Source organism: Faecalibacterium sp. 7 (assembly GCF_049562865.1).
GTDB classification, from domain to species: Bacteria; Bacillota; Clostridia; order Oscillospirales; family Ruminococcaceae; genus Faecalibacterium; species Faecalibacterium wellingii.
Map to the genome: position 1 here is coordinate 512172 of NZ_CP186911.1, position 26751 is coordinate 538922.

General features: G+C 57.0%; 19 protein-coding genes, 3 rRNA genes and 1 pseudogene. 4 read left to right on the plus strand and 19 right to left on the minus strand.

The window, feature by feature from the left end; translation table 11 throughout:
- Positions 1 to 2: 2 nt before the first annotated feature.
- The 7 genes from rfbC to ACKXF7_RS02680 form a co-directional block, all read right to left on the minus strand.
- On the minus strand, positions 3 to 569 hold the full coding sequence (rfbC, locus tag ACKXF7_RS02650; protein WP_044953950.1) for a dTDP-4-dehydrorhamnose 3,5-epimerase: 567 nt from the start codon (positions 567 to 569) through the stop codon (positions 3 to 5).
- A gap of 126 nt (positions 570 to 695) precedes the next feature.
- Positions 696 to 2009 carry a D-alanyl-D-alanine carboxypeptidase family protein gene (locus tag ACKXF7_RS02655; protein ID WP_423742055.1) on the minus strand — a complete coding sequence of 438 codons (1314 nt, stop codon included), beginning with the start codon at positions 2007 to 2009 and terminating at the stop codon, positions 696 to 698.
- A gap of 96 nt (positions 2010 to 2105) precedes the next feature.
- On the minus strand, positions 2106 to 2696 hold the full coding sequence (locus ACKXF7_RS02660; RefSeq protein ID WP_348584466.1) for a dipicolinate synthase subunit B: 591 nt from the start codon (positions 2694 to 2696) through the stop codon (positions 2106 to 2108).
- Positions 2693 to 3484: an NAD(P)-dependent oxidoreductase gene (locus ACKXF7_RS02665; protein WP_423742056.1), complete on the minus strand. Its 792-nt coding sequence runs from the start codon at positions 3482 to 3484 to the stop codon at positions 2693 to 2695. Before ACKXF7_RS02665 ends, ACKXF7_RS02660 begins: the two co-directional genes overlap by 4 nt.
- Positions 3485 to 3945: 461 nt before the next feature.
- Complete coding sequence (locus ACKXF7_RS02670; protein WP_005943857.1) at positions 3946 to 4539, minus strand: ECF transporter S component; 594 nt, start codon at positions 4537 to 4539, stop codon at positions 3946 to 3948.
- Positions 4540 to 4686: 147 nt separating this feature from the next.
- Positions 4687 to 5667, minus strand: coding sequence for a Gfo/Idh/MocA family protein (locus tag ACKXF7_RS02675; protein ID WP_339396308.1), 981 nt, complete (start codon positions 5665 to 5667; stop codon positions 4687 to 4689).
- A 31-nt stretch (positions 5668 to 5698) separates the two neighbouring features.
- Positions 5699 to 6595 carry a type III pantothenate kinase gene (locus ACKXF7_RS02680; protein WP_423742057.1) on the minus strand — a complete coding sequence of 299 codons (897 nt, stop codon included), beginning with the start codon at positions 6593 to 6595 and terminating at the stop codon, positions 5699 to 5701.
- Positions 6596 to 6906: 311 nt separating this feature from the next.
- Here ACKXF7_RS02680 and coaBC point away from each other — a divergent pair, with 311 nt between their 5' ends.
- Positions 6907 to 8103 carry a bifunctional phosphopantothenoylcysteine decarboxylase/phosphopantothenate--cysteine ligase CoaBC gene (gene coaBC / locus ACKXF7_RS02685; RefSeq protein WP_423742058.1) on the plus strand — a complete coding sequence of 399 codons (1197 nt, stop codon included), beginning with the start codon at positions 6907 to 6909 and terminating at the stop codon, positions 8101 to 8103.
- A gap of 36 nt (positions 8104 to 8139) precedes the next feature.
- Here the strand turns inward: coaBC and ACKXF7_RS02690 are convergent, their stop codons facing one another.
- Positions 8140 to 8988 carry a DegV family protein gene (locus ACKXF7_RS02690; protein ID WP_423742059.1) on the minus strand — a complete coding sequence of 283 codons (849 nt, stop codon included), beginning with the start codon at positions 8986 to 8988 and terminating at the stop codon, positions 8140 to 8142.
- A 330-nt stretch (positions 8989 to 9318) separates the two neighbouring features.
- Here ACKXF7_RS02690 and murC point away from each other — a divergent pair, with 330 nt between their 5' ends.
- On the plus strand, positions 9319 to 10701 hold the full coding sequence (gene murC, locus ACKXF7_RS02695; protein ID WP_249237923.1) for a UDP-N-acetylmuramate--L-alanine ligase: 1383 nt from the start codon (positions 9319 to 9321) through the stop codon (positions 10699 to 10701).
- 56 nt (positions 10702 to 10757) lie between these two features.
- Here murC and ACKXF7_RS02700 read toward each other — a convergent pair whose 3' ends face one another.
- The 6 genes from ACKXF7_RS02700 to ACKXF7_RS02725 all read right to left on the minus strand — a co-directional run bounded on the left by ACKXF7_RS02700 (position 10758) and on the right by ACKXF7_RS02725 (position 18273).
- Positions 10758 to 11699: a histidine kinase dimerization/phospho-acceptor domain-containing protein gene (locus ACKXF7_RS02700; RefSeq protein ID WP_249237922.1), complete on the minus strand. Its 942-nt coding sequence runs from the start codon at positions 11697 to 11699 to the stop codon at positions 10758 to 10760.
- Positions 11681 to 12361: a response regulator transcription factor gene (locus tag ACKXF7_RS02705; protein ID WP_423742060.1), complete on the minus strand. Its 681-nt coding sequence runs from the start codon at positions 12359 to 12361 to the stop codon at positions 11681 to 11683. The genes ACKXF7_RS02700 and ACKXF7_RS02705 overlap by 19 nt, the downstream gene beginning before the upstream one ends.
- A 4-nt stretch (positions 12362 to 12365) precedes the next feature.
- Entirely contained in the window at positions 12366 to 13229 is an 864-nt protein-coding gene (locus ACKXF7_RS02710; RefSeq protein ID WP_423742061.1) for a TraX family protein, read from the minus strand.
- Between the two features lie 139 nt (positions 13230 to 13368).
- A 5S ribosomal RNA gene (rrf, locus tag ACKXF7_RS02715) occupies positions 13369 to 13485 on the minus strand.
- A 127-nt stretch (positions 13486 to 13612) separates the two neighbouring features.
- Positions 13613 to 16447 (minus strand): 23S ribosomal RNA (locus ACKXF7_RS02720).
- 315 nt (positions 16448 to 16762) lie between these two features.
- Positions 16763 to 18273: ribosomal RNA gene (locus tag ACKXF7_RS02725) — 16S ribosomal RNA — on the minus strand.
- Together the 16S, 23S and 5S rRNA genes form the textbook arrangement of a ribosomal RNA operon.
- A gap of 671 nt (positions 18274 to 18944) precedes the next feature.
- Here ACKXF7_RS02725 and aroD point away from each other — a divergent pair.
- Together aroD and ACKXF7_RS02735 are read left to right on the plus strand one after the other, a co-directional pair.
- Entirely contained in the window at positions 18945 to 19700 is a 756-nt protein-coding gene (gene aroD, locus ACKXF7_RS02730) for a type I 3-dehydroquinate dehydratase (RefSeq protein WP_423742062.1), read from the plus strand.
- A 140-nt stretch (positions 19701 to 19840) separates the two neighbouring features.
- Positions 19841 to 20443, plus strand: coding sequence for a Type 1 glutamine amidotransferase-like domain-containing protein (locus ACKXF7_RS02735; protein WP_423742063.1), 603 nt, complete (start codon positions 19841 to 19843; stop codon positions 20441 to 20443).
- A gap of 424 nt (positions 20444 to 20867) precedes the next feature.
- Here the strand turns inward: ACKXF7_RS02735 and ACKXF7_RS02740 are convergent, their stop codons facing one another.
- The 5 genes and pseudogenes from ACKXF7_RS02740 to ACKXF7_RS02760 all read right to left on the minus strand — a co-directional run bounded on the left by ACKXF7_RS02740 (position 20868) and on the right by ACKXF7_RS02760 (position 26742).
- The gene (locus ACKXF7_RS02740) at positions 20868 to 22079 is read right to left on the minus strand and encodes an NADP-dependent isocitrate dehydrogenase (RefSeq protein WP_005937607.1); all 1212 of its coding nucleotides are present in this window, start codon (positions 22077 to 22079) and stop codon (positions 20868 to 20870) included.
- Positions 22080 to 22158: 79 nt separating this feature from the next.
- Positions 22159 to 23347: pseudogene (locus ACKXF7_RS02745) on the minus strand (pyridoxal phosphate-dependent aminotransferase).
- A 19-nt stretch (positions 23348 to 23366) separates the two neighbouring features.
- The gene (locus ACKXF7_RS02750) at positions 23367 to 24548 is read right to left on the minus strand and encodes a cation diffusion facilitator family transporter (RefSeq protein ID WP_423742064.1); all 1182 of its coding nucleotides are present in this window, start codon (positions 24546 to 24548) and stop codon (positions 23367 to 23369) included.
- A 183-nt stretch (positions 24549 to 24731) separates the two neighbouring features.
- The gene (gene ptsP / locus ACKXF7_RS02755; RefSeq protein ID WP_423742065.1) at positions 24732 to 26372 is read right to left on the minus strand and encodes a phosphoenolpyruvate--protein phosphotransferase; all 1641 of its coding nucleotides are present in this window, start codon (positions 26370 to 26372) and stop codon (positions 24732 to 24734) included.
- Positions 26373 to 26478: 106 nt separating this feature from the next.
- Positions 26479 to 26742, minus strand: a complete 264-nt coding sequence (locus ACKXF7_RS02760; RefSeq protein ID WP_249237914.1) for an HPr family phosphocarrier protein — start codon at positions 26740 to 26742, stop codon at positions 26479 to 26481.
- Positions 26743 to 26751: the final 9 nt, after the last annotated feature.

Genomic DNA, 26751 nt, shown 5'->3' on the forward strand with positions numbered 1-26751 from the left:
GATCACCACTTTTCAAAATATTCAAACTTCTGTGCAGCAAAGGGCTCGTGCAGCTTGTCCTTTGCGCTGGTCTTGTGCTCACAGCCGCAGTCCGGCCACTGCACGTTCACGGTGGGGTCATCGTAGGGGATGCCGCCCTCGCTGGTGGGGTCGTAGACATCGGTGCACTTGTAGCAGAACTCTGCCACATCGCTCAGCACCAGAAAACCGTGTGCAAAGCCCTCCGGGATATAGAACATCTTCTTGTTCTCCTCGGACAGGGTGACGCCCACCCACTTGCCGAAGGTGGCGCTGTGGGGGCGGCAGTCCACGGCCACATCGAACACCTCGCCCTTGGTCACGCGCACCAGCTTGCCCTGCGTGTGGTTCTTCTGGAAGTGCAGGCCGCGCAGCACACCGCGGGTGGAGCGGCTCTGGTTGTCCTGCACGAACTCCTTATCGATGCCGGCTTCGGCAAACTGATCCTTCTGGTAGGTCTCCATAAAGTAACCGCGGTCGTCGCCGAACACCTGCGGCTCAATGACCACAACACCGGGGATCTCGGTCTGAGTAAACGTAAACTTGCCCATAGTTTTGTACCTCTCTTTTTGTAAAGCGATTTTGGAAGCGGTCTTCTTCGCGGTGTTCGTCCGCATAAAAGCCGCTTCTCATTTTTATCTGGAAAAGTCTGCTTCTGTGCAGGCTTTTGCGCATGATCACCGGCGGCCGGCCCGGCGCTTTTTCCGCTTTGCCAGCAGCCGCACCACCACAAGGGTCACTGCCGCTGCCGCCGCCGTGGACCCCAGCGAAATGCCCAGCAGCCACAGCACCCGGCTTTTGGGCTTTACCGCTTTGGCCGCTTCCAGCTCTACGCCGGTGCTGCCGTCCAGCAGCTGGGCAAGGCCGGTCACTTCGGCTTCCACCCGGACGCTGGTCTTTTCCTGCTTTGTGCCGCCTTTGACGGTGTACACTGCGTACACCTCCGGCTCGGTGCCCAGCAGATAGGTCTCCGGCAGCTCCAGCGCCACGTCCACATCCTCCGCGGTCAGGCCGTCGGCCAGAAGCAGCCGCACGCCGGGGTCGGAGACGGTCACGGCGCCAAGGCTCCCGCCGCCGCCCATCACCGGCAGCTGCGCGGTCACGCCCCGGGCGGGCAGGTCGGTGTAGCCGGTAAAGGTGCTGAAGGCGTAGTCCAGCAGGGTGCGGACATCGTTGTATTTATCGGTGCTCAGCTCGCTCTGCATGGTCACGCAGATGAGCCGGACGCCGTTCTGCTCTGCCAAACAGGCGTAGCTGTAGCGGGCCGTGTTGGTATAGCCGAGCTTGGAGCCCTTGACCGATGTGATATGGTACCGGCTGGAGCCGATGCGCAGCTTGTCCTGCTGGGAAAAGTAGCGGGTCACGGGCTGGATGTTGGTGGGGTCCATGGTGTACATCTCATTGCGGGTGAACACCTGCTCAAACCCCGGCTGCTCCAGTGCCCAGCGCAGGATCTGCGCCATGTCGTAGCAGCTGGTGTAGTGGTCCTCGTCGCTGATGCCATGGGGGTTGGAAAAGTGGGTGTGCGCAAGGCCCAGTTCCTTCACCTTTGCGTTCATCTTCTCTACGCCGTCCGTGATGGTGCCGCCGCCGAAATATTCGGCCAGCAGGTTGGCGCCGTCGTTGGCGCTGGCCATCTGGGTGGCATACAGCGCATCCGTCAGGGGGACTTCTTCGCCCTCAAGCAGGGCGATGTGGCTGGAATCGGTGCCTGCCAGCGAGTACACATCCTCGTGGCTCACGGTCAGCTTTGTATCCTCCCAGTTTCCCTGCGCCTTTTCACAGGCAAGACCCAGCGTCATCACCTTGGTGATGGACGCCGGGTGCAGCTCTTCGTTCATATCCTGCTGTGCCAGCACAAGGCCGGTGTCTGCATCGATGATGCAGTAAGCGCGGGTGGCACCAAGGGCAGGGCCAGCCGCCGCAGCCCCCGGCACGAACATACAGAACACAAGCAGCACAGCACACAGCGCTGCGGTCAGTTTTTTCATCTGGTTTTCTCCATCGAAGCTTATTTTGCCCGGCCGTACTGCACCGGCAAAGCATCAAATTCAGTATACCACATTTTGTCCCGGCTGAAAAGCCATTCAGACGTTGTTTTGCAGCAGAACGGGCTGCAGCTGCCGCCCGGCCAGCGCAGCGTCCAGTGCAGCGGGCAGACGGGCAAAGTCCGCCTTCAGGCTGCTGGGCTTGGCAATGGGGTCATCCTGCCCGTAAGGCACAAAATAGTAATGCTTGCGCTGGAAAAGCCGGGCGATGTTCTCCCCCGATGCTCCCAGCCCATCGTTGGTGGAAATGCCCACCAGCACCGGGCACCCCACCCGCAGCAGGCTCTTTGCCGCCAGCGTCACCGGCGTATCGGAAAGGCCCGCCGCCAGCCTTGCCAGCGTGGCCCCGGTGCAGGGCGCAATGACCAGCGCCTGTGCCATCTGTCTGGGGCCCAGCGGCTCCACGGCCTGCAGGGTATCCAGCACCGGGTGCCCGGTAAGGGCCTCCAGCCGTTCCTTCCAGAACGTTCCGGTGCCAAAGCGGGTGTCCTGCCCGGCCGCAAAGCTCATGATGGGCAGCAGATCCCAGCCCTGCAGTGTCAGCATCCGCGCCGCTTCCAATGCCGTTTCCAGCGTGCAGAAGCTGCCGCACACCGCAAATGCGGCGCTTCCCCTTTTCTGTGTGGTCATGTGCATTCCTCCCGCTCCCGCAAAATGGCCAGCACCGTGCGTGCCACCGCTTCGCCTGCTGTTTCCGGCGCGCAGACCGCCGGCAGGCTCAGTGCATGGATGGCACGGAGGCCCAGCCGCTGCGCTGCCGCAAAATCCGTTCCGCCGGGCTTCGAGGCCAGATCCACGATCAGGCTTCCGGGCCGCAGGGCCGTCAGCACCGGCTCTGTCAGCACCGGTGCAGGAATCGTGTTCACCACCCGGTCAAAGGCCGGGGCCAGAGCGCCCAGCCGGGCCAGCTCTGCACCGCGCAGGCCAAGGCTCTCGGCCAGAGCCCGCTGTTCCGGACGCCGGGCGCAGACAGTCACATCCGCTCCCAACGCTGCCAGCCGTACCCCCAGCGCCTGCCCCACCGGGCCAAAGCCCAGCAGCAGGATGTTTGCGCCCCACAGGGTGCGGGTGCTCTCCCGCAGCAGGATGCCGATGCACCCTTCCGCCGTGGGGATGGCATTGTAGATGGCCAGCTCCGGCCGCGCGTAGTAATCCACCAGCTCCACGCCCGCTTCCTGCGCGATGGTCTTTGCCTGAGCCGAGAGCCTGCCGCCCAGCGCCACCGCGCCGGGCTTTGCGGCACGCAGCAGCTCTGCCAGCGGGGTGCGGCTCTCGTCCAGCGGGAGCGGCAGCAGGATGCAGTCTGCCCGCGCCACCTGTTCGGCCCCGCTCACCGCACAGCCCGCCCGTTCCAGCGCCCGGCCTGCCGCCGCCTGCCGGGCATCGGTGCCTACGATCGCAAACTGCTTTGTCTCCATGCCGTTTCCTCCCCTTTTCCGCTGTGCGCCATCCTATGCAAGAAGATGAAAATACGTGAGAGGGACGATTTTGAATGCGCTCCGCGCATCTTCAGCGGAAAAAAGATTTTAAATTTCGGGTTTCAGGAAAGTCTGCGGACTTTCCTGAAACCCATTTTCACGGGAAGGGGCTTGGGCGGTGAACACCATATGCTGTCGCTGGCTCCCTGCGGGAGCATCCGCGTCAGCATGAAAACATGCATTTTTCAATACGGCCTTTTTGTGAAAATGCGTTTGGAGCAGCCTGCAGGCTGCGACAAACGCGAATAAAAAATAAAATTTCCGCTAATTATGGCCAAAGCGAACGCGGCGGCCATTTAAATCTGTATCCGTACAAAAAGAGACTGCCGCACGCAATGCACAGCAGTCCCTTTGAAAAACTATTTTTACGGAATGCGCCGCCCTGACATTCGGCACATCTTTTATTTTACGAACTTTGCCACGGCACGGGCTACGATGCCGCCCAGAATGCCGGAGACAAGGAACTCGGCCACGCCCTGCACGCCGACCAGCAGCACCACGAACATGAAGGGGTTCGCAGCGCCCTTGACGGACACCAGGTTCTGCACGTAGTCGCAGCCATAGAAGGCCAGCACGATCCAGCCCATGAAGAACACCGTGTTCAGGAAGGGTGCGCTCATGGCGCTGAGGATGTAGCTCCAGGTGCCGGGCTTGTCAAAGCGCTTCAGGCCGCTGAAGATTAGGCCGCAGCACAGGCCCATCAGCACACGCATGCCCACACACAGGATAAAGGTGTTGACGGGGCTCACCTGAAACAGTGCGCCGGTCATGGCGGAAGCACCGGTGATGGCGTCATAGAAGCTCACTGCGCCGAACACGCCGCCCAGCAGCGCACCCACCGCCGGGCCCATGGTGATGGCGCCCACCGCGATGGGAAGGGTCAGGAAGCTCATGTACAGCGGGCCCACAGGCACACTGCCCAGACCCACCATCTTCATGACCAGCTCAATGGCAACCAGCAGTGCCACACGGGTAAGAGTTTTCGTATTTTTCATATTCAGTTTTCCTCCTGCTGCCGTTCCGCCCGATACGTCGGATACGGCGCAAACCTGCCCGCTCTATGCGGGTTTTGGGTAAATATTCAAACAGATCGGAGCGCGTTTTGTCAGGGCGTGTTCCAATGGAAATGGCTGTTTTGGGGGTCAGCGGTCGCACGGGAAGCGGATGCCCGCACTGCGGCGGGCCACCGTCAGCACACGGCTGACCGCGATGGTGGTATCCTGCATCCGGGTGCACAGCTCCTGATCGCCGTTTTCCAGCGCACGGGCAAAAGCTTCAAACTCTGCCGCCTGCCGGGGCCTGCCGCCGTTCAGATTGTAGTGCTCCTCCTTGCCCTCGTTGGGGTGGAAGGTGATGCCGCCGCAGCAGTTAGCGGTGGATTTCTGCAGGATATAGCCCTTCGTGCCCTGAATGATGTACCGGGCCGGGGCCGCGCAGTCCTTGGCGGCAATGCTCACAGCCTTGAAGCCGCTGTAATCCATCGTCAGGATGCCGCTGGTGTCAATGCCGCGCTCCATGTTGGCGGTATATTTTACCTGATTCGGCTCGCCGAACAGGCCCACGATATAGCTCACATTGTACACGCCCAGATCCATCAGGGCACCGCCGGCACAGGCCGGGTCAAAGGCAGGCTGTACATCGCCTGCACAGAAGGCATCATACCGGCTGGAATACTGGCTGAAATTGCACTGTACCAGCTTTACGGTGCCGATGCGGGGCAGCAGCTCCCGGATCTTTGCGTAATTTTCAAGATACTGGGTGGTCACAGCCTCGAACAGAAACACCTTTTTGCGCCGCGCCAGCTCCACCAGCTCTTCGGTCTGTGCTGCCGAGGGGGCCAGCGGCTTTTCCACAATGACGTGTTTGCCCGCCTCCAGCGCCACGCGGGCGTAGCGCACATGCTGCAGGTTCGGCACTGCAATGTACACCACATCCACCCACTGCAGCAGCTCCAGAAAGTTGGTGGTGTGCTGCGGCACGCCATACTGGCCGCAAAGGCTTTGGGCCAGCTCGGCGCTGCGCTCGGTGCTGCAGATGGCCTGCACCGCAAAGGGCGTGTGCTCCACCAGCCAGGGCAAAAATTCCCGCACGATCTTTCCCGTGCCAAGAATGCCTAATTTCATCTGTTTTTTCTCCCTATCCTATCGTCCCGCATCAGCCTGCCAGTGCTTCCGGCTCGCGGCGGGTGCGCTTTTTGCTGTAGGAGCGCTGTTTTGCGTGGCCGTGCTGGTTCTGCTTGGCATAATGCCTGCCGCCGCCCGCACTGTGACGCGGCGGCTGCGGTGCGTTGAGCTGGTACAAAAGGGCCAGACCCTTCATCAGCAGCTCCGGGTCGTAGGTCAGCGCATGGCGGCACAGCGGCGTCACATATTTTGCCAGCCCTCCTGTTACCACCAGTGTTGCCGGGCGGCCCAGCTCTTCCTCAATGCGCTGCACCATGCCGTCGATGAGCACAGCGGTGCCCATCACGGAGCCGGACAGCATGCATTTTTCGGTGTTGGTGCCAATGGCACTTCTGGGTGAGCCCAGATGCACCTGCGGCAGCTGGGCACAGCGGTCGCCCAGTGCCCGCAGCCCGGTGGAAAGCCCCGGGCAGATGACGCCGCCCCGGAATACCCGGTTTTCATCCACCACATTAAAGGTCGTGGCAGTGCCAAGGTCCACCGTGACCACCGGCAGCGGGAAATTTGCCGCCGCGTAGGCCGCATCCACCAGTCTGTCCTTGCCCACGGCATGGGGTTCATCCACCCCCATGATCAGGCCCGTGTGGATCTCCGGTGATATGATGACCGGTTTCCTGCCGGTGTAATGACGAGCGCACTCCGCCAGCGCCCCCGTAATCTGGGGCACCACGCTGGTGAGCACAGCGCCCTCAAACCGCATGGGCCGTTCCGGGTGGCGGCGATGCGCAAAAATTTTATCCATTTCGGCACGATATTCTGCAGCCGTGCGGGTGCGCACCGTGTCCATGCGCGCCACAAAGCATACACGTCCGTCCCGAATGCCCCCAAGGGCGACGGTGGTGTTGCCTATATCAATGGCTAAGATCATAATTCTGTTTTCCCTTTATAACGCGGCAGTATCCGGCAGGACGGCGGGGAGTTTCTCCGGCGAACGTCCTGGGGTGGGACCCTGCTGCCGCAGGCAGCAGGGCGGGACTGGAGTCCCGGGCTGTTCGCGGAGAAAGCTCCCCGATAGCCTGCCCCTCACCGCAGTCTGTCCATTCTTTGTCAAGCTGTATTTTACCGCATTTTGCCCCCAGTTACAAGCCCGTACAAAGATTTTGTTGTGCTGGCGGAACTTTTGCATTATACTAAGGTAAGAAATGTGGAAACAGTACGTTTTTGCAGGAGGTTTAACCAATGGATCTGAACGGAAAATGCGTCCTTCTGGGCGTAAGCGGCGGCATTGCCGCCTATAAAATGGCCAACGTGGCCAGCGCACTGCGCAAGCTGGGAGCCGATGTGGAGGTCATCATGACCCGGAATGCCACCCAGTTCATCACTCCCCTCACCTTTGAGACCCTCACCGGCCACAAATGCATGGTGGATACCTTTGACCGCGATTTCAAGTTTGAAGTCACCCATATCTCGCTGGCCAAAAAGGCAGATGTGATCCTTGTAGCACCGGCCACCGCCAACATCATCGCCAAAATGGCCCACGGCATCGCCGACGACATGCTCACCACCGTGGTGCTGGCGGCAAAGTGCCCCAAGCTGGTCTCTCCGGCCATGAACACCGGCATGTTGGAAAACCCCATCACGCAGGATAACCTTGCCACGCTGCAGCGGTACGGCTTTACGGTGATCCCCTCCGAGAGCGGCGTGCTGGCCTGCAAGGATGTGGGCAGCGGACGTCTGCCCAAGGAGGATGTGCTGCTTGAATACATCCTGCACACCATCGCCCGCCCCAAGGACCTTGCCGGTCTGCGCATTGCCGTCACTGCCGGCCCCACGCAGGAGGCCCTGGACCCGGTGCGGTACCTGACCAATCACTCCACCGGTAAGATGGGCTACGCCCTTGCCCGGGCCGCCGCCATGCGCGGCGCGGATGTCACCCTCATCCACGGCGAGACCGCTCTGCAGCCGGTCCGCTTCACCACCGATGTGCCCGTGACCACCGCCCAGCAGATGTACGAGGCCGTCACCAGCCGCTTTGAGGACACAGATGTTCTCATCATGGCCGCTGCCGTAGCCGACTACCGCCCCGCTGCCGTAGCAAACGACAAGATCAAGAAAAAAGACGGCGACATGTCCATTCCTCTGGAACGCACGCCGGATATTCTGGGCACCATCGGCCCCCGGAAGGCCCACCAGTTCCTGTGTGGTTTTTCCATGGAGACCCGCGACCTTGTGGAAAACTCCTCTGCAAAGCTCACCCGAAAGAATCTGGATATGGTGGTGGCAAATAATCTCAAGGTGGCCGGTGCCGGTTTTGGCGTGGACACCAATGTAGTCACCCTCATCACCCCGGACGGTGCCCGGGAGCTTCCGCTGATGAGCAAGGCGGATGTGGCCGACGCCATTCTGGATGAAATTTTAAAACGCCGCTCCCAGTGAGAAAAAGTGGCTGTCGCATGTGCAACAGCCACTTTTTTATTTTTCCTTCCGTGCAAACACGATGCCAATGGTACCCGGGCCGGAATAGCCGCCGATGGTGGTGCCGATGTCTGTCTCGTGGCATTCCTTGAAGCTGCCGTATTTCTTCAGCCCCGCCTTCACTGCGTCCATGCAGCCGGGCTTCGGCTGGCAGGAGGAGATGAACACAAGGCTGTCCTCGATGTCGTCGCGTTCCACCAGACGGTCGGTGATGTACTTGCCCACGCAGATGGGCAGGCTGCCGCGGTATTTTTTGACTACCTTCAGCTCGCCGTCGATCACTTCCAGTGCGGGCTTGATGCCCAGCAGGTTTGCCCCGAAGGCCAGCACACCGGAGCAGCGGCCGCTCTTGGCCATAAAGTCCAGCCGGTCCAGTACAAAGCTCAGCTCTACCCGTTTGGCAAGGCTCTGCAGCCGCATCGTAATGTTGCGGGGGAGCAGGCCATCTGCAGCCCACTTGGCCGCTTTCAGCACCAGATAGCCCTGCCCGGTACAGATATTCTGGCTGTCCACCACATAGACATTCTCGAATTCGCCTGCCGCCAGCTTCGCATTCTGGAAGCAGGACGAAAGCTTGCTGCTGACCGAAATATGGATCACCGCATCGCACTCTTTGGCAAACGGCTCAAAAAATTCGGTATATTCCACCAGATTTGCGGCGGCGGATTTGGGCATTTTGCCGCCCGCATTCACATAGGCAAACACATCTGCCGGGTAGATCGTTACGCCGTCCAGATAGCTATCCTCGCCCATCAGAATGTGCATGGGCATCAGGGCAATGTCCCACTGTGCCAAAAGCTCTTCGGACAGGTCGCAGGTGCTGTCCGCTGTGATCTTGATTCTCACATTATTTCTCCTTTTATAAAACCGTTCTGCATCCTCTGTCGGCCGCACCGACGATCCCTTAAAAAATTGTCCTTTTCTATTTTACCACAGATGATTCAAAGTTGTTAAGTATTTTGTAAAGGCAAATGTAAATCTTTTATGAAGAAGTTGCCGGTTTCGGTTTTCTTGTACACTTATCACAAATTCCGAATTGGATTTATGGTTCTTTCCGAAAATTCGGGATTACCTGTTTATTTTGTCCGTCAAAAATTATATAATAAGATGTATCCTAATAGAATGGATCGAGCCGGTCTGCTCTGCGGCCGTTATTTATTTGGAGGTTGCCTTACTATGTTCATGTACACCGATTACAACCAGCACCTGCTGGACAATGTAAAAAAGATCCACTTCATCGGCTGCGGCGGCAGCGGCATGTATCCGCTGATCCAGATCCTTGCGGCCAAGGGCTACCAGATCTCCGGCAGCGATGTGCTGGATGGCAGCATCATCCGCTACGAGCGGGAGATGGGCGTCAAGGTCAGTCTGGGCCACAGTGCAGACAATGTCATCGGCACCGATATGGTGGTTTATTCCGCCGCTATTTCCAAGGATAACGTGGAGCTGAATGCCGCTGCCTCCTACGGCATCCCCACCATCGAGCGCAGCGTGCTGCTGGGCTATGTGAGCCGCCTGTACAAGCAGAGCATCTGCGTCTCCGGCACCCACGGCAAGACCACGACCACTTCCATGATCACCACCGCGCTGGAGCTGGCAGGCCGCGACCCGTCCGCTGTCATCGGCGGCAAGCTGCCCCTCATCAACGGCTACGGCAAGGCCGGCAAGGGCGACGACATCGTGATCGAGTCCTGCGAGTTCGCCGAGACCTTCCTCAAGCTGACCCCCTATCTGTCCGTTGTGCTGAACATCGACAACGACCATCTGGATTACTACGGCAGCATGGGCGAGCTGAAGTTCGCCTTCAAGCGCTTTGCCCTGATGACCAAGTTCATGATCTTTGCCAATGCGGACGACAAGAACACCATGGATGTCATGTACACGCTGGACCGCCGCGTGCGTACCTTTGGCATCCAGAACGACGGCGATTATCAGGCATTGAACGTGAACGAATACAAGCCCGGCTTCTTTGAGTTCGACCTGAAGGAGTGGAACAAGGTCACCGGCCATATCCGTCTGGCTGTGCCCGGCTACCATAACATTTACAATGCACTTGCCATGTGCGCCGTCTGCCGCTTCATCGGCCTGACCGTGGAGCAGTGCGCCGATGCCGCCCTGAACTTCAAGGGTGCCGGCCGCCGCTTTGAGGTCTACGGCGAATGCAACGGTGCTTTGGTCGTGGACGATTATGCCCATCATCCCACCGAGCTGCGCGCCACCCTGACCACAGCCAAGGAAATGGGTTATAAGCGGCTGATCGCCGTCCACCAGCCGTTTACATACAGCCGCACCAAGATGCTGTTCAACGACTTTGTGGATGTGCTCAAGATCCCCGACATCACGGTGCTCACTCCCATCATGGGCAGCCGTGAGCCCAACGATCCCAGCATCACCAGCGCAAAGCTGGCTGCCCAGATCCCCGGCTCTGTTCTGGTGAACAGTCTGGAGGAGGCCGCTGATTGGGTCAAGCAGAACGCCCGGGAAGGCGATCTGGTCATCACCCTCGGCTGCGGCGACATCTACAAGGCCAGCAAGATGATGGTGGCCGAGCAGCCGTAATTTTCGCTTATCACAGCAGACAGCCCGGTGCGAAAGGGTTTCGCACCGGGCTGTTTTCATTTTCTCTGTCGATACTTCAAAGGGGTCTGCACCTCGGCACGGATCTTTCCCAGATAGGTGCGGGTCTGCTCTGCACCCTGCAGAATCGCTTCCACCTGCGCCCGCTGTTCCTCAGTCAGGTCATCCTCCGCCAGTAGCTCCGCGTTGCCCTCGATGATGGTCAGCGGCGTTTTCAGCTTGTGGGACAGCTGAATGATCTGCTCCCGCTGCCGCTGCTCCATGTCCCACTGCTTCTGCAGGCTGCCGGTCAATTCATCGCCCATGGTCTGCAATGCCTGCAAAGCGCTCTCATACTCCCGCACCTTCGCACCGGAAAACACGGCGCTGTCCAGATCCTTCCGCGCCACCGCCTGCGCGGCGGCGGTCAGCTTTTCGGTCTCCCGGGTCAGGAAGCGCCCGGTCCTGCGGGTGCTCCACACCACCGCGCCTACCAACAGCAGAATGCCCAGAATGCAGTGCACGGTCTGCATATCCGGCAGCACGCCCCGCAGCGCAGGGTCGGCGTAGGGCACGGCATAGTCAAATTGCAGCAGGCAAACCGTTCCGTCCTGCAATTTCGACGTCATATAATACTGTGTATAGCCAAAATGCCAGTGGGTTTTCCCCTGCCGGTTCTCCATTGCCCGCTGCAAGTGCCCGGCATCCATGTTGGTGGCCAGCACCTCGCTGCTGTCCGGCGCGGCAAACAGGGCGTACCGGCACAAGGAGTCCAGCTGGGTCTCATCAAAGGTGGCGACAGTCATGCCCGGCAAAACGTCCTGTGCGGCCTTCTGGCAGGCCTGCGCGGCCTGATTCGCGGGCAGGAACAGCCCGCTGTTCTGGATCCACAACAGCAGCACCAGCAGCCACCCCACCGCGACCAGCAGGCAGGCCAGCGCCGTGCGCACCAGATATTGCAGCAGCACGCTGCGCAGAGAAATCAGTCTTCGCTTTTCCATCGGTACCCCACGCCCCATACGGTATTAAGCAGCTTTTCCGGCTCCGGCACGCCCGCCGCCCGCAGCTTTGCCCGGATATTCTTGATGTGCTGGGTCACGGCGGTGTCGTTCGCAGTGCCGTCAATGCCAAAAACTGCTTCGTAAATTTGTTCCTTGGTAAAGGTCTGCCCGGCGTGCAGCGCCAGATACTCGCAGATGGCATACTCCGAGCGGGTCAAGGGCAGCGCCTTCCCCTCTACCGCCGCGCTCCGGGCGGTCAGGTCAAAGGCCACGCCGCTGCGCACCATCCGGTGTGCCGGGGTGCGGCTCTGCCGCCGCAGATGTGCCGCCACCCGCGCCCTCAGCTCAGCCACCCGGAAGGGCTTGGACAAAAAGTCATCTGCCCCGATACCCAGCCCCTCCAGCACAGCAGCCTCGTCGGTGCGGGCGCTCAGAAACAGAATGGGTGCTTCGGTCAGGCTGCGGATGCGCCGACAGACCGCAAAGCCGTCCTCCCCGGGCATCATCACGTCCAGCAGGATGCAGTCTGCCCAGCGGCATAGCGGTTCGGTCAACGCCCCGCCCGCCTGCCGCGTTTCTACCCGGTGACCGTCCCGCTCCAAGGCGGTGCGGATCAGCTTGCAGACCTCCAGATTGTCATCCACTGCCAGAATGTTTGCCACAAGATCACCTCAACACGTTATAAAGCAGGCAGGACGCCCCATACAGCAGATACACATGGGCGGGATAGAACCAATAGAAAAGCTGCTTGTGCCCGCTGCCGCGCTGCCCGTTGTACAGCAGCATCAGCAGCACCGCCGCTACGCCGAACCACTCGTAGTAGTCGGTGAACATCTGCGTCCACACAAAGTCCGCCTGTCTGCAAAACATCCCAAAGGTCGGCACAAAATCACATAGGAAAATGAGCACGGCCCATGCCGTCAGCTGTACGCGGCGATGCCCCCGCAGGGCATACAGCAGCACACCGCCCAGCAAAAAGCTCCAGCCGCCGTCCGTGATGGTTGTCCACATGGGCAGCGGGCTTGTAATGACAAAGGCCACGATCGTTGAAGCAATGGGCATCTCCTGTACCCCGGGGAAGAGCAGCAGAAATACTACCACCACATACGGCCAGCACAAAACGGCGGCAATGGCGCCAATGCCCTTTGCGAATTTTTTCTCCCGCAGCCAGTCAATGCCCTGCCAGACGATGCACAGCAGCACAAGATCCTGAAAAATAGCATTCTGCGGGTAGAAGCCATCCCCGCGCCGGAAGGCCTTGGCGTAAATCATAAAAAATTCCAGCGCCGCCATGGCTGCGCCGATAGCCCAGATGCGGATAAAATACCGCCTGCGGTCATGGGTATGGGCAAAGCCCTCTACCGTGCAGAACAGAAACAGCGGCGCACTGAGCCGCCCCAGCATACTGAACACCGTCGGGATGCAGCCGGTGAACTCGAAGAAATAATGAATGTGGTCCAGTACCATCAGCACCAGTGCAATGGTCTTGAGCTGGGTACCGTCCAGCCCTTTTTTCGTCAATTTTTCCATATAGACTCTCCTTTCCTTGTGCATTCAGTGTAACAGGAAAATCTGTAGAAAGTATAAGGTTCTGCTTTTATAATACTATTTTCTGTCCCGAAACGCAACAAAAAAGCCCTAAGACTTTCATCTCAGAGCTTTCTGTTCAAGTCGGCGACTACCTATTTTCACGCGCCGTTTCCAGCGAACTATCTTCGGCACAAGTGAGCTTAACTTCTGTGTTCGGAATGGGAACAGGTGGAACCTCACCGTCATTGACACCGACCGATCTGACTGGCCTAGTATAACATATCTGTTGTACTTTGTCCAGTGTTTCTTAGAAGGACGTGCCTTCAAAACTGAATAATCACTGCTAACATTTTTTCGTTGACTCTCAGAGTCTCAAGCGAATTGTGGTCAAACCCTCGACCTATTAGTACACGCTTGCTGAATGGATTGCTCCACTTACACATCGTGCCTATCAACCTTGTAGTCTTCAAGGGGTCTTACTTGTTTGAAACAATGGGATATCTTATCTTTGGGTCGGCTTCACGCTTAGATGCTTTCAGCGTTTATCCGATCCGTACATAGTTGCCCAGCTATGCTCTTGGCAGAACAACTGGTGCGCCAGGTACGTCCGCTCCGGTCCTCTCGTACTAGGAACAGCTCCCATCAAATATCCTGCGCCCACGACAGATAGGGACCGAACTGTCTCACGACGTTCTGAACCCAGCTCGCGTACCGCTTTAATTGGCGAACAGCCAAACCCTTGGGACCGAATACAGCCCCAGGATGCGATGAGCCGACATCGAGGTGCCAAACCTCCCCGTCGATGTGGACTCTTGGGGGAGATCAGCCTGTTATCCCCAGGGTAACTTTTATCCGTTGAGCGATGGCATTTCCACTCACATACCACCGGATCACTAACTCCAACTTTCGTTACTGCTCGACCCGTCAGTCTCGCAGTTAGGCTCGCTTCTGCGTTTGCACTCTTTTGCTTGATTTCCGTTCAAGCTGAGCGAACCTTTGAACGCCTCCGTTACTCTTTAGGAGGCGACCGCCCCAGTCAAACTGCCCACCTAACAATGTCCCCCGCCTTGATTCAAAGGCGCAGGTTAGAATTCCAATATCGCAAGGATGGTATCCCAACGGCCACTCCACAAGCGCCAAAGCACCTGCTTCCCAGTGTCCCATCTATCCTGTGCATGCAACATCGAAACCCAATATTAGGCTACAGTAAAGCTCCATGGGGTCTTTCCGTCTTGTCGCGGGTAACCGGCATCTTCACCGGTACTACAATTTCGCCGGGCGGGCTGTTGAGACAGTGCCCAAATCATTACGCCTTTCATGCGGGTCAGAACTTACCTGACAAGGAATTTCGCTACCTTAGGACCGTTATAGTTACGGCCGCCGTTCACTGGGGCTTCGATTCAATGCTTGCACATCTCCTCTTAACCTTCCAGCACCGGGCAGGCGTCAGCTCGTATACGTCATCTTTCGATTTAGCACAAACCTGTGTTTTTGGTAAACAGTTGCTTGGGCCGATTCTCTGCGGCTGCATTGCTGCAGCACCCCTTCTCCCGAAGTTACGGGGTCAATTTGCCGAGTTCCTTAACAACCCTTCTCCCGTTGGCCTTAGAATCTTCTTCCTACCTACCTGTGTCGGTTTGCGGTACGGGCACCGCAGAAATACACACAGCTTTTCTCGCCATCTTCCATCCCGGACTTCGGTACTAATTTCCCTCGATCGCTACCGGAACCAACACCCGGCTCCGAGACTTCATATGTGTCCCTGTGTTTAACTCTTTTGGTGGTGACGGAATCTCTACCGTCTGTGCATCGGCTACGCCGTTAGGCCTCACCTTAGCTCCCGACTGACCTGGAGCGGACGAACCTTCCTCCAGAAACCTGAGGCTTTCGGCCATGCAGATTCTCACTGCATTCGCGCTACTCATTCCGGCATTCTCACTTCTATACACTCCACAGCCGCTTACGCTACTGTTTCACCGCGTATACAACGCTCCCCTACCCAATACATTGCTGTATTGCCTAAGCTTCGGTGTCAGGTTTAGCCCCGTTAAATTCTCCGCGCAAAGACGCTCGACCAGTGAGCTATTACGCACTCTTTGAATGAGTGGCTGCTTCTGAGCCAACATCCTGGTTGTCTGCGTATCTTCACATCGTTTTCCACTTAACCTGACTTTGGGACCTTAGCTGTAGATCTGGGCTGTTTCCCTTTTGACAATGACATTTATCTGACACTGTCTGACTCCCAAGCATCAATACTCTGGCATTCTGAGTTTGATAAGCTTCGCTAACCTCTCGGCCGCTAGGCTATTCAGTGCTTTACCTCCAGGTATCTAACTTGAGGCTAGTCCTAAAACTATTTCGGGGAGAACCAGCTATCTCCGGGTTCGATTGGAATTTCTCCGCTACCCACAGTTCATCCGCCGCCTTTTCAACGGAGGTCGGTTCGGTCCTCCATGGAATTTTACTTCCACTTCAACCTGACCATGGGTAGGTCACCCGGTTTCGGGCCCATTGTATGCAACTTAACGCCCTTTTCAAACTCGCTTTCGCTTCGGCTCCAGACCTTAAGTCCTTAACCTTGCTGCATACAATCGCTCGCCGGACCGTTCTACAAAAAGTACCCTATCACGCATTGACGCGCTCTAGGTGCTTGTAGGCACAGGGTTTCAGGTTCTTTTTCACTCCCCTCCCGGGGTGCTTTTCACCTTTCCTTCACAGTACTATACGCTATCGGTCACTGGGTAGTATTTAGGGTTGGAGGGTGGTCCCCCCGTATTCCGACCAGGTTTCACGTGTCTGGCCGTACTCTGGAATTCTGCGCAGCTCTCTCCGTTTTCACCTACGTGGTTCTCACACTCTCTGACCGGCCTTCCCATGCCGTTCGGTTAACAGACTTAAGTCCTAAAAGCAGTCCGTACCCCGAAAGTATTTCTACTCTCGGTTTGCCCTCTTCCGCGTTCGCTCGCCACTACTTACGGAATCTCGTTTGATGTCTCTTCCTCGCCCTACTTAGATGTTTCAGTTCAGGCGGTTCCCTCGATATACCTATTTTGAAGTTCAGTATAACGTACCTGAGTATGAACCCAGGTGAGTTTCCTCATTCAGAAATCTCCGGATCAATGCTTATTTGCAGCTCCCCGAAGCTTATCGCAGCTTATCACGTCTTTCATCGGCTCCCAGTGCCAAGGCATTCGCCCTGCGCCCTTGTTCGCTTGACCTTTCAAACGTTCTCTTGGAACATTTGGTATCCTCTTGATTCTCTCTTGCCAACGAAGATTATTGTTACCCTTCCTTTTGAAATTGTAATATTTCTTAAAAAGAACTTACTATAATCTTTGTTTCGCAGTTATTATTCAGTTTTCAAGGTACGTCTTTGAAGGTTCTTTCATGGTGGGAGACTCGAACCATCGACCTCACGATTATCAGTCGCTCAAAATAAGGGAACAATATCTAGGTGCTCTCCCAGCTACTCGTTTAAACCTGTCCTGTCCGACTGTCCATCTTTTGATGTCTGTCCTTGCCTGACTCCTTAGAAAGGAGGTGATCCAGCCGCAGGTTCTCCTACGGCTACCTTGTTACGACTTCACCCCAATCACCAGTTTTACCTTCGGCGGCGTCCTCCTTGCGGTTAGACTACCGACTTCGGGTCCCCCCGGCTCTCATGGTGTGACGGGCGGTGTGTACAAGGCCCGGGAACGTATTCACCGTGGCATGCTGATCCACGATTACTAGCAATTCCGACTTCGTGCAGGCGAGTTGCAGCCTGCAGTCCGAACTGGGACGTTGTTTCTGAGTTTTGCTCCACCTCGCGGTCTTGCTTCTCTTTGTTTAACGCCATTGTAGTACGTGTGTAGCCCAAGTCATAAAGGGCATGATGATTTGACGTCATCCCCACCTTCCTCCGTTTTGTCAACGGCAGTCTGGCCAGAGTCCTCTTGCGTAGTAACTGACCATAAGGGTTGCGCTCGTTGCGGGACTTAACCCAACATCTCACGACACGAGCTGACGACAACCATGCACCACCTGTCTCCTTGCTCCGAAGAGAAAACATATTTCTATGCCTGTCAAGGGATGTCAAGACTTGGTAAGGTTCTTCGCGTTGCGTCGAATTAAACCACATACTCCACTGCTTGTGCGGGCCCCCGTCAATTCCTTTGAGTTTCAACCTTGCGGTCGTACTCCCCAGGTGGATTACTTATTGTGTTAACTGCGGCACTGAAGGGGTCAATCCTCCAACACCTAGTAATCATCGTTTACGGTGTGGACTACCAGGGTATCTAATCCTGTTTGCTACCCACACTTTCGAGCCTCAGCGTCAGTTGGTGCCCAGTAGGCCGCCTTCGCCACTGGTGTTCCTCCCGATATCTACGCATTCCACCGCTACACCGGGAATTCCGCCTACCTCTGCACTACTCAAGAAAAACAGTTTTGAAAGCAGTTTATGGGTTGAGCCCATAGATTTCACTTCCAACTTGTCTTCCCGCCTGCGCTCCCTTTACACCCAGTAATTCCGGACAACGCTTGTGACCTACGTTTTACCGCGGCTGCTGGCACGTAGTTAGCCGTCACTTCCTTGTTGGGTACCGTCATTATCTTCCCCAACAACAGGAGTTTACAATCCGAAGACCTTCTTCCTCCACGCGGCGTCGCTGCATCAGGGTTTCCCCCATTGTGCAATATTCCCCACTGCTGCCTCCCGTAGGAGTCTGGGCCGTGTCTCAGTCCCAATGTGGCCGTTCAACCTCTCAGTCCGGCTACCGATCGTCGCCTTGGTGGGCCGTTACCTCACCAACTAGCTAATCGGACGCGAGGCCATCTCAAAGCGGATTGCTCCTTTTCCCTCTGCTCGATGCCGAGCCGTGGGCTTATGCGGTATTAGCAGTCGTTTCCAACTGTTGTCCCCCTCTTTGAGGCAGGTTCCTCACGCGTTACTCACCCGTTCGCCACTCGCTCGAGAAAGCAAGCTCTCTCTCGCTCGTTCGACTTGCATGTGTTAGGCGCGCCGCCAGCGTTCGTCCTGAGCCAGGATCAAACTCTTTATAAATGATATTTATCACTTAAAAGTGTTAAATCTTGTTCGCTCAGCACGCAATCGCTTGCGTCCTGTGTGAATTACTTTTGGAATTGTTTTAAGTGTTTTTCCAAACACATAAAGGTTCCTTACAAGTTTTTCGATATTGTTCAATTTTCAAGGTCCTGTGCGCCTCAGCCTTGCGGCTGACGACCTGTTTATTGTACCACCGAAGTGGTTTTTTGTCAAGCCTTATTTTTTAGAAGCTTTTGAACTTTCTGAACTTGGGCACTCAAGAAGTTTCTCAGAACAAACCGTGAGCTTGTCGGGGTGAGACCCCTCCATCTTGCTTTCGCAAGACCGCTCTGTTTGCTTGAACGCCCCACTGGGGCGGTTCATTGCTCTCGCAACCGCAAAACTTTTCAGCGTCTATTGGTTCTTTTCAAGGGCTTCCTGCTGAGGCTTCGGAAGTCATTCTTTTGCCTCAGCGCTTGGCGCTCAAGTATAATACCACACCCCCGCCTCCTTGTCAACACTTTTTGACAGATTTTTTCCAATTTCTTTGCAGGATAAAGGATCTCCCTGTTTTTCACCCGTTACAGGACGCGCCTTTTTCTTGACAAGGCAATGGGCAGAACGTATTATGGAGTCATCCCCGTATCCTGTATGATATAGCTATACTTATTCTATAAAGGAGAAGCGCCATGTCCTGTGTCAACATCCGCGGCTGCTGCATCGGCGAGGGCCGCCCCAAAGTTATTATTCCTATTGTAGAGCCCACAGAAACCGCCATTCTGGAAAAGGCCGCCGAGTTTTCCACATTGCGCGCCGATTGTGTGGAATGGCGCATCGATTGCTTTGAAGGTGCAAAAGACCTTCCGGCCATCGTGCACTGCGCCGCAAAACTTCGCGTTGCCTTAAAGGATCAGCTGCTTCTTTTCACCTTCCGCACAAAGTCCGAGGGCGGCAAAGTCGCTCTGGCCCACGAAGAGTATCTTCATTTTATCCGCACCGTTCTTGCCACCGACTGCGCTGATCTGATCGACATTGAATTTTTCACCGCAGGCGCAGAGCTTCCTGCGCTGATCGAAGAAGCCCGCACCGCCGGGGCTGCAGTGGTGTGTTCCAGCCACGACTTCCATAAAACGCCGCCGCGCGCCGAGCTGGTGAGCCGCATGGTTGCCATGCAGCGGGCCGGGGCTGACCTGCCCAAACTGGCTGTGATGCCCCAGAGCCGCACCGACGTGCTGGAGCTTCTGGCTGCCACCGCTGAAATGGCCGACCGGCATCCGGAGACTCCCATCATCACCATGAGCATGGGAGCTTTGGGCGCTGTGAGCCGCCTTTCCGGCGAAGCCCTCGGCTCTGCCATGACCTTTGCCAATCCCGGGCAGGCCAGTGCACCGGGGCAGGTGTCGCTGGACATCGTAAATGAAGTGCTAGATGCACTGCATTTGTAACCGACAAATCGGAACTTGTCGGGGCGATGCCCCTCCATCTTGCTGCCGCAAGACCGTTCTGTCACTTAAAAGCCCCACTGGGGCTTTCATTGTTCCGCTTCGCTCCACAAACGCGAATTTATATATAAAGGAGAATATTGATGAAACTGTTTTTATGTTCGCACTTTTCAAGTGTAGGAAGTCTGATAAAGGAAGAAATTGAAAATAAAAAAGTCGCATTTATTCCAACAGCTTCGCTGCGTGAAGGCTACACCGGTTATGTCGGCTCGGCTCGAAAATTATTCAAAAAGTTGGGAGCAATCGTAACTGAAATTGATATTTCAACGGAGGCTTCTTCAACGATACAGTCTGTTTTTGAAGATGCGGATGTGATATATTTTACCGGCGGAAATTCTTTTTTCCTTATAGACCAGCTCCGTAAAACGGGAACGGATGAGCTGTTGAAGAAAGAATTGGCAAAGGGAAAACTGATGATTGGGGAATCGGCAGGTGCGATTATATGCGCTCCAAGCATCCAATATATCGAGCAAATGGATGAAAAGCCGGAGGACTACTCACAAGAAGATGATGCAGGGCTTGATTTGATTGATTTCTATGTTCTTCCGCATTATCTTACAGCACCATTTAAGAAAGTTACCGAGAAAATAATGACTGAGTTTTCGGATTTGAATCTATGCCCAATTAACAATCGTCAGGGAATTGTAATTGATGGTGAAGGTTCAAAGGTTATTTGCAAAGACTAATTTGAAAGTTCGCGTTTGTGGAGCAAAGTGGAACAATAAAAGCCCCAGTGGGGCTTTTAAGCGACCGAACGGTCTTGCGTCAGCAAGATGGAGGGGCCTCGCTCCGACAAGTTCGCGTTTGCAAGTACAGAAACCCTCTCAGGCCGCTTCGCGTCCAGATTCCTCCTTTTGTCACCTGCGGTGACATCTTCCCCCGGCCGGGGGAAGTCTTTCCTCTCAGGGGGAGCTTTATAGGTGCTTTCCGTCAGCTGCAAAGAGCTCGCCCTTCGGGAGAGCTGGCAAAGCCGTCAGGCTTTGACTGAGAGGGTTTATGCTGCCCCGACAAGTTCCAGTTTGTCGCACATCCTGCCTAAAACACAAACCGGAACGATCTTCCCTTTTTCGGGTGGATCGTTCCGGTTTTTATGTTATATTGAAAATCGTTTTATGCCAGCTTGGCTTCCAGACGGGTGCGGATGGCCTTGATAAAGCCCTCACTGTCCACGGCGGTGGGGGTGATACCCTCAGCCAGACCGCACAGGTCTTTCGTCATGATGCCGTCGTTCAGGGTCTGCAGGCTGGCGGCTTCCAGTGCCTCGCCAAACTTCACCAGCTCCGGCAGGCCGTCCAGTTCACCGCGCTTCTTGAACGCGCCGGACCATGCAAAGATGGTCGCCATGGGGTTGGTGGAGGTCTTTTCGCCCTTCAGATACTTATAGTAATGGCGGGTGACGGTGCCGTGGGCGGCCTCGAACTCGTACTTGCCGTCCGGGCTGACCAGCACGCTGGTCATCATTGCCAGAGAGCCAAAGGCAGTGGAGACCATATCGCTCATCACGTCGCCGTCGTAGTTCTTGCAGGCCCAGACAAAGCCGCCCTCGCTGCGAATGACGCGGGCAACGATATCGTCAATGAGGCTGTAGAAGTAGGTGATGCCTGCGGCCTCGAACTTTGCCTTATACTCGGCGTCGTACACCTCCTGGAAGATATCCTTGAAGGTGTGGTCGTACTTCTTGGAGATGGTATCCTTTGCGCCGAACCACAGGTCCTGCTTCACATCCAGTGCATAGTTGAAGCAGCTGCGGGCAAAGCTGCGGATGGAATCGTCCTTGTTGTACTGGCCCTGCAGAACGCCTGCGCCCTCAAAATCAAAGACGGTGGCACGCTGCTCAGAGCCATCGGCACCAGTGAACACCAGTTCAGCCTTGCCGGCACCCGGGATGCGGAACTCGGTGCACTTGTACACATCGCCGTAGGCGTGGCGGGCAATGGTGATGGGCTTTTTCCAGTTTTTGACCACCGGCTTGATGCTGTCGATCATAATGGGTGCACGGAACACGGTGCCGTCCAGCACAGCGCGGATGGTGCCGTTGGGGCTCTTCCACATTTCGTGCAGCTTGTACTCGTCCATGCGCTGGGCGTTGGGGGTGATGGTGGCACACTTGACCGAAACGCCGTACTTCTTGTTGGCAAGGGCGGCATCCATGGTCACTTTATCTGCGGTAGCGTCGCGGTTGGGCAGGCCCAGATCATAGTATTCGGTCTTGAGGTCCACAAACGGAAGGATCAGCTCATCCTTGATCATCTTCCACAGAATGCGGGTCATTTCGTCGCCGTCCATCTCGACGAGGGGCGTGGTCATTTTGATCTTTTCCATAGCAGGGTTCCCTTTCCTCTCTTGCGGTTTGTTTTCAGCCCCGCGCAGCCGATCGCCGCGCCGGAGCGGTTCGGCTTGTTTATTTGCGGTAGGCCGCCGCCAGCTTTTCAAGGGCCGGCAGACTGCGCTGTACCTTCTCGGTGTCGATGCAGTAGGCAAGGCGCACGTAGCCCTTGACGCCAAAGCTGTCGCTGGGCACCAGCAACAGGTCAAACTCCCGGGCCTTTCTGCAGAAGGCGTTGGCGTCCTCTTCCAGCGCCTTCGGGAAAATGTAGAAGGTGCCGCCGGGACGCTCCACCTCAAAGCCCAGCGCGGTGAGCTTATCGTACAGCAGGTTCATGTTGGTCTCATACACGCTCAGATCGCTGGTCACATCCTGACAGCGGCTTACGGCCCGCTGGATGATGCTGGGCGGGCAGTTGTGGCCGGTGAAGCGGGAGAATCTGGGCCATCATGTCCACAAGGATGTCCTCGCCTTCACAGCCCGGACGCACCGCCACATAACCAAGGCGCTCGCCGGGCAGGCTCAGGCTCTTGGAATAGGAGAAACAGGTGAGAGTGTGGGGGTAGAAGGCTGCCGGGTAAGGCACCTTTTTGCCGTCAAATGCGATATCCCGGTAGGGCTCGTCGCTGACGAGGAAGATGTTGTGGCCGAATGCCCGGCTCTTTTCGGTCAGGATCTCTGCCATGCGGGTGAGCGTCCCGGCAGAGTAGACCACACCGGTGGGGTTGTTGGGGGTATTGATGAGCACCGCCGTCACCTTCTCGGTGAGCATCTGTTCAAAGGCATCCAGATTGGGCTGGAAGGTCGGTGCCTGCGGCGGCACCACCTTGAGGACTGCCCCGGTGCCCGCCACATAGGGGCCGTACTCCGGGAAGTAGGGTGCAAAGGTCAGCACCTCATCGCCGGGCCGGGTCACTGCGCGGATGGCATGGGCAATGGCACCCGCCGCACCGGTGGTGGGGAAGATGTGCTTCTGCTCATAGGACAGGCCAAAGGTCTTTGTCAGGTGCGCTGCCACATCGGTGCGGAAGCCCGGGTCACCCTGACTGGGGCAGTAGCCGTGCAGGTTTACCGGTTCCTCGTTGGCCAACAGGTCCTGCATGGCGGCAGTGAACTCTTGCGGGCAGGGCACGCTGGGGTTGCCCAGCGAGTAATCGAACACATTCTCATATCCGATCTCTGCGGCACGCTGTTTGCCGTACATGAAGGTCTCGCGGATGACGCTCTTATTGCCGAGCATCGCGCGGTAGGTCTCATTCAGCATAATACTTCCCCCTGAGAGTTTATTTGTGGGCAGCCGTATAGCTCTGCTCCACCTTGATGATGCAGCTGTAGGCTGCATCCTGTTCCTTGATGAACTGTTCCAGCTGAGTCAGCAGCTCCACCTTATCCCCTGCATAGCCTGCCGGAAGCACCAGATCGAACAGCACGTTGGTGTGGGTCCTGCCCGGCACGATGCGCAGGTCGTGCAGAGAAAGCTCCGGGTCCATCTGACGCAGCTTTTCGGTCAGACGGGCACGCAGCACCCCCACTGCGGCGTCCGAGGTGACGATGGGATCGTAGTGGATGGTCACCATGAGGTTGTCGTTTTTAAAGAAGTCCCGCTCGATGTTGTCGATCAGGTCGTGTGCCTCCAGCGGGTCCTGCTCGGCGGGCAGCTCCACATGCAGGGAGGCGAACTGGTGTCCCGGGCCGTAGTCGTGCACCATCAGGTCATGCATTCCCAGCACGCCGGGATAGGAGAGCACCTTCTGCTCGATGTGATCCACCAGATCCTCGCTGGGGCTTTCGCCCAGCAGCGGGCTGAGCGTATCCATCACAAGGCCCCAGCCGGAGATCAGGATGAAGGCCGCCACTCCTACGCCCATCAGACCATCCAGCACATCCCAGCCGGTCACGCGGCACAGCACCGCCGCAATGAGCACCGCGCCGGTGCTCAGCACATCGTTGCGGCTGTCGGCAGCAGTGGCAATGAGGGTCTCGGAGCCGATGATGCGCCCGATGGTGCGGTTGAAGCCGCTCATCCACAGCTTGACGAGGATGGACGCCGCCAGCACTGCCACCGTGAGCCAGCTGAACATCACCGGGGTGGGGTGCAGCACCTTGACCACCGATTCCTTCAGCAGCGAAAAGCCGATGCCGAGAATGGTCACACTGACTGCCAGCCCCGCCAGATATTCATACCGGGCATGGCCAAAGGGGTGCTCTGCGTCCGGGGCCTTGGCGGCCAGCTTGAAGCCCACCAGACTGACCACGTTGGACGAGGCGTCCGACAGGTTGTTCAGGGCATCTGCCATGATGGCAATGGAGCCGAACAGGGTGCCCACGGTCAGCTTGCCCAGACACAGCAGCAGGTTGCACGCCATACCCACCCAGCAGGCAAGGTTGCCATAGACGGCGCGCACCTTAGGGTCCTGCGCATGGTCGGGCTGGCGAATGAAAAGACGGATCAAAAACTGAGTCATAACGGTCCTCCATGGGCAGCGCTGGACACCTGCATACCCTGTTATCGCTTATAGTATAGCATTTCGCTTTATCGTTTTAAAGTATTTTCCGTAAACTTTTGCCCGGTATAGAAAGACCCCGGCAGAGCGGGATGCCCTGCCGGGGAGCTTTATGGGAACGGTAAACCGGGATTCTCGGATGAATTACTTCTCAGAAGGCTTGCTCAGGTCCACGCTGCGGATGATCTTGCGCACCGGCAGGATGCTCTTGGCGTTCATGGACAGCTCGTCCACACCCATGCGCAGGAAGGTCTCGGTGAGGGCGGTGTCTGCGCCCAGCTCACCGCAGATGCCCACCCAAATGCCGTGGCGGTGGCCCGCCTCAATGGTCATCTTGATGGCGCGCAGCACAGCGGGATGGTGCGGGTTGAAGAACGGCTCCAGCTTTGCGTTCTGGCGGTCCAGCGCGCAGGTGTACTGGGTCAGGTCGTTGGTGCCGATGGAGAAGAAGTCGCACTCGGCAGCCAGCTCGTCCGCGATCAGTACAGCGGCGGGGGTCTCGATCATGGTGCCGACCTCGATGTTCTGACCCATCTTGACACCCTCGGCGGTCAGCTCCGCACGGCACTCTTCCAGAACAGCCTTGGCGTCCTGCAGCTCTCGCAGGCTGGTGATCATGGGGAACATGATGCTCATGTTACCGTAGGCAGAAGCACGCAGCAGAGCGCGCAGCTGGGTCTTGAAGAAGTCCCTGCGGGTCAGGCAGATGCGGATGGCGCGGTAGCCCAGAGCGGGGTTATCCTCGTGATCCAGCTTCATGTAATCGACGGTCTTATCGGCACCGATGTCACAGGTACGGACGACCACCTTGCGGGGTGCAAGGCTTTCCACCACCTGCTTGTAGGCCTCGAACTGGTAGTCCTCGGTGGGGAAGTCCTTGCAGTTCAGATAGACGAACTCGGTGCGGAACAGGCCCACACCGCCGGCGTCGTTCTGCTGCACAGCGCCCACATCGCTCATGCCGCCGATGTTGGCAAAGACATTGATGGTCTTGCCGTCCAGCGTGGTATTGGGCTTGCCCTTCAGCTCCTGCAGCAGGGCCTGCTTCTTCTGATCTTCCTGCTGGCGCTTCTTCAGGCTCTTGAGCAGGTCGGGGGTGGGGTCAACGTAAACGCAGGCATTGTAGCCATCGATGACCGCCATCTTGCCGTCCCAGTCGTCCTGAATATCCTTGCACTGGATCAGGGCGGGGATGTTCATGCTGCGGGCCAGAATGGCAGTGTGGCTGTTGGAGCTGCCCTCCCGGGTGATAAAGCCCAGCAGCAGGCTCTTATCCATGCGGACGGTCTCAGACGGGGCCAGATCCTCCGCGACCAGAATGCTGGGCTCAGTACCCTGCAGGCTGGCGTTGTCCACCCCCTGCAGAATGTCCAGAATGGCCTGTGCAATGTCCAGCACATCTGCACTGCGGGCCTGCAGATACGGGTCATCCATGGCGGCGAACACCGCAGCCTGATTGTTGCCGGCGGTCTTGACGGCGTACTCGGCGCACATCTTCTGCCCGTTGATGATCTCCTTGATGGCGTCCACAAAGTCGTCGTCATCCAGCATCATGGCGTGGATGTTGAACACCTCGGCGATGTCCTCGCCGGCTTCTGCCAGTGCCTTTTCGTACAGGGCGGTCTGCTGCTCAATGGCCTTCTGGCGGGCAGCTTCAAAACGCTCCAGTTCTGCGGCAGTATCTGCCACAGGGGCGGTGGAAATAGCGGTATCTTTTTTCTTATAGATCTTCAGCTTGCCAATGGCGATGCCATTGAGTACGCTTTTGCCGGTGCCTACCTGCATTGCACACTACTCCTTCTTCATCTGTGCCGGGGCCGCACTGCTCCGACAGTCCAAAAAAAGCCCCCGCAGCTCACCCGCGAGGGCCTTCCTCATGTTAACTGCGGAATCAGACGTTCTCGGTCAGGAACTTCTGGACAGCTGCAGCTGCAGCTTCCTCATCGTCGCCCTCGACCTTGATGGTAACGGTCTCGCCCTGCTTAACGCCCATGCCCATCAGAGCCATCAGCTTGCGCATATCGCAGCTCTTGCCGTCCTTTTCAAGGGTGACGCTGCTGGCAAAGCCCTTGACGGTCTTGACGAGCAGGCCGGCGGGACGAGCGTGGATGCCGCATGCATCCTTAACGGTATACTGGAATTCCTTCATAATCATTTTCTCCTT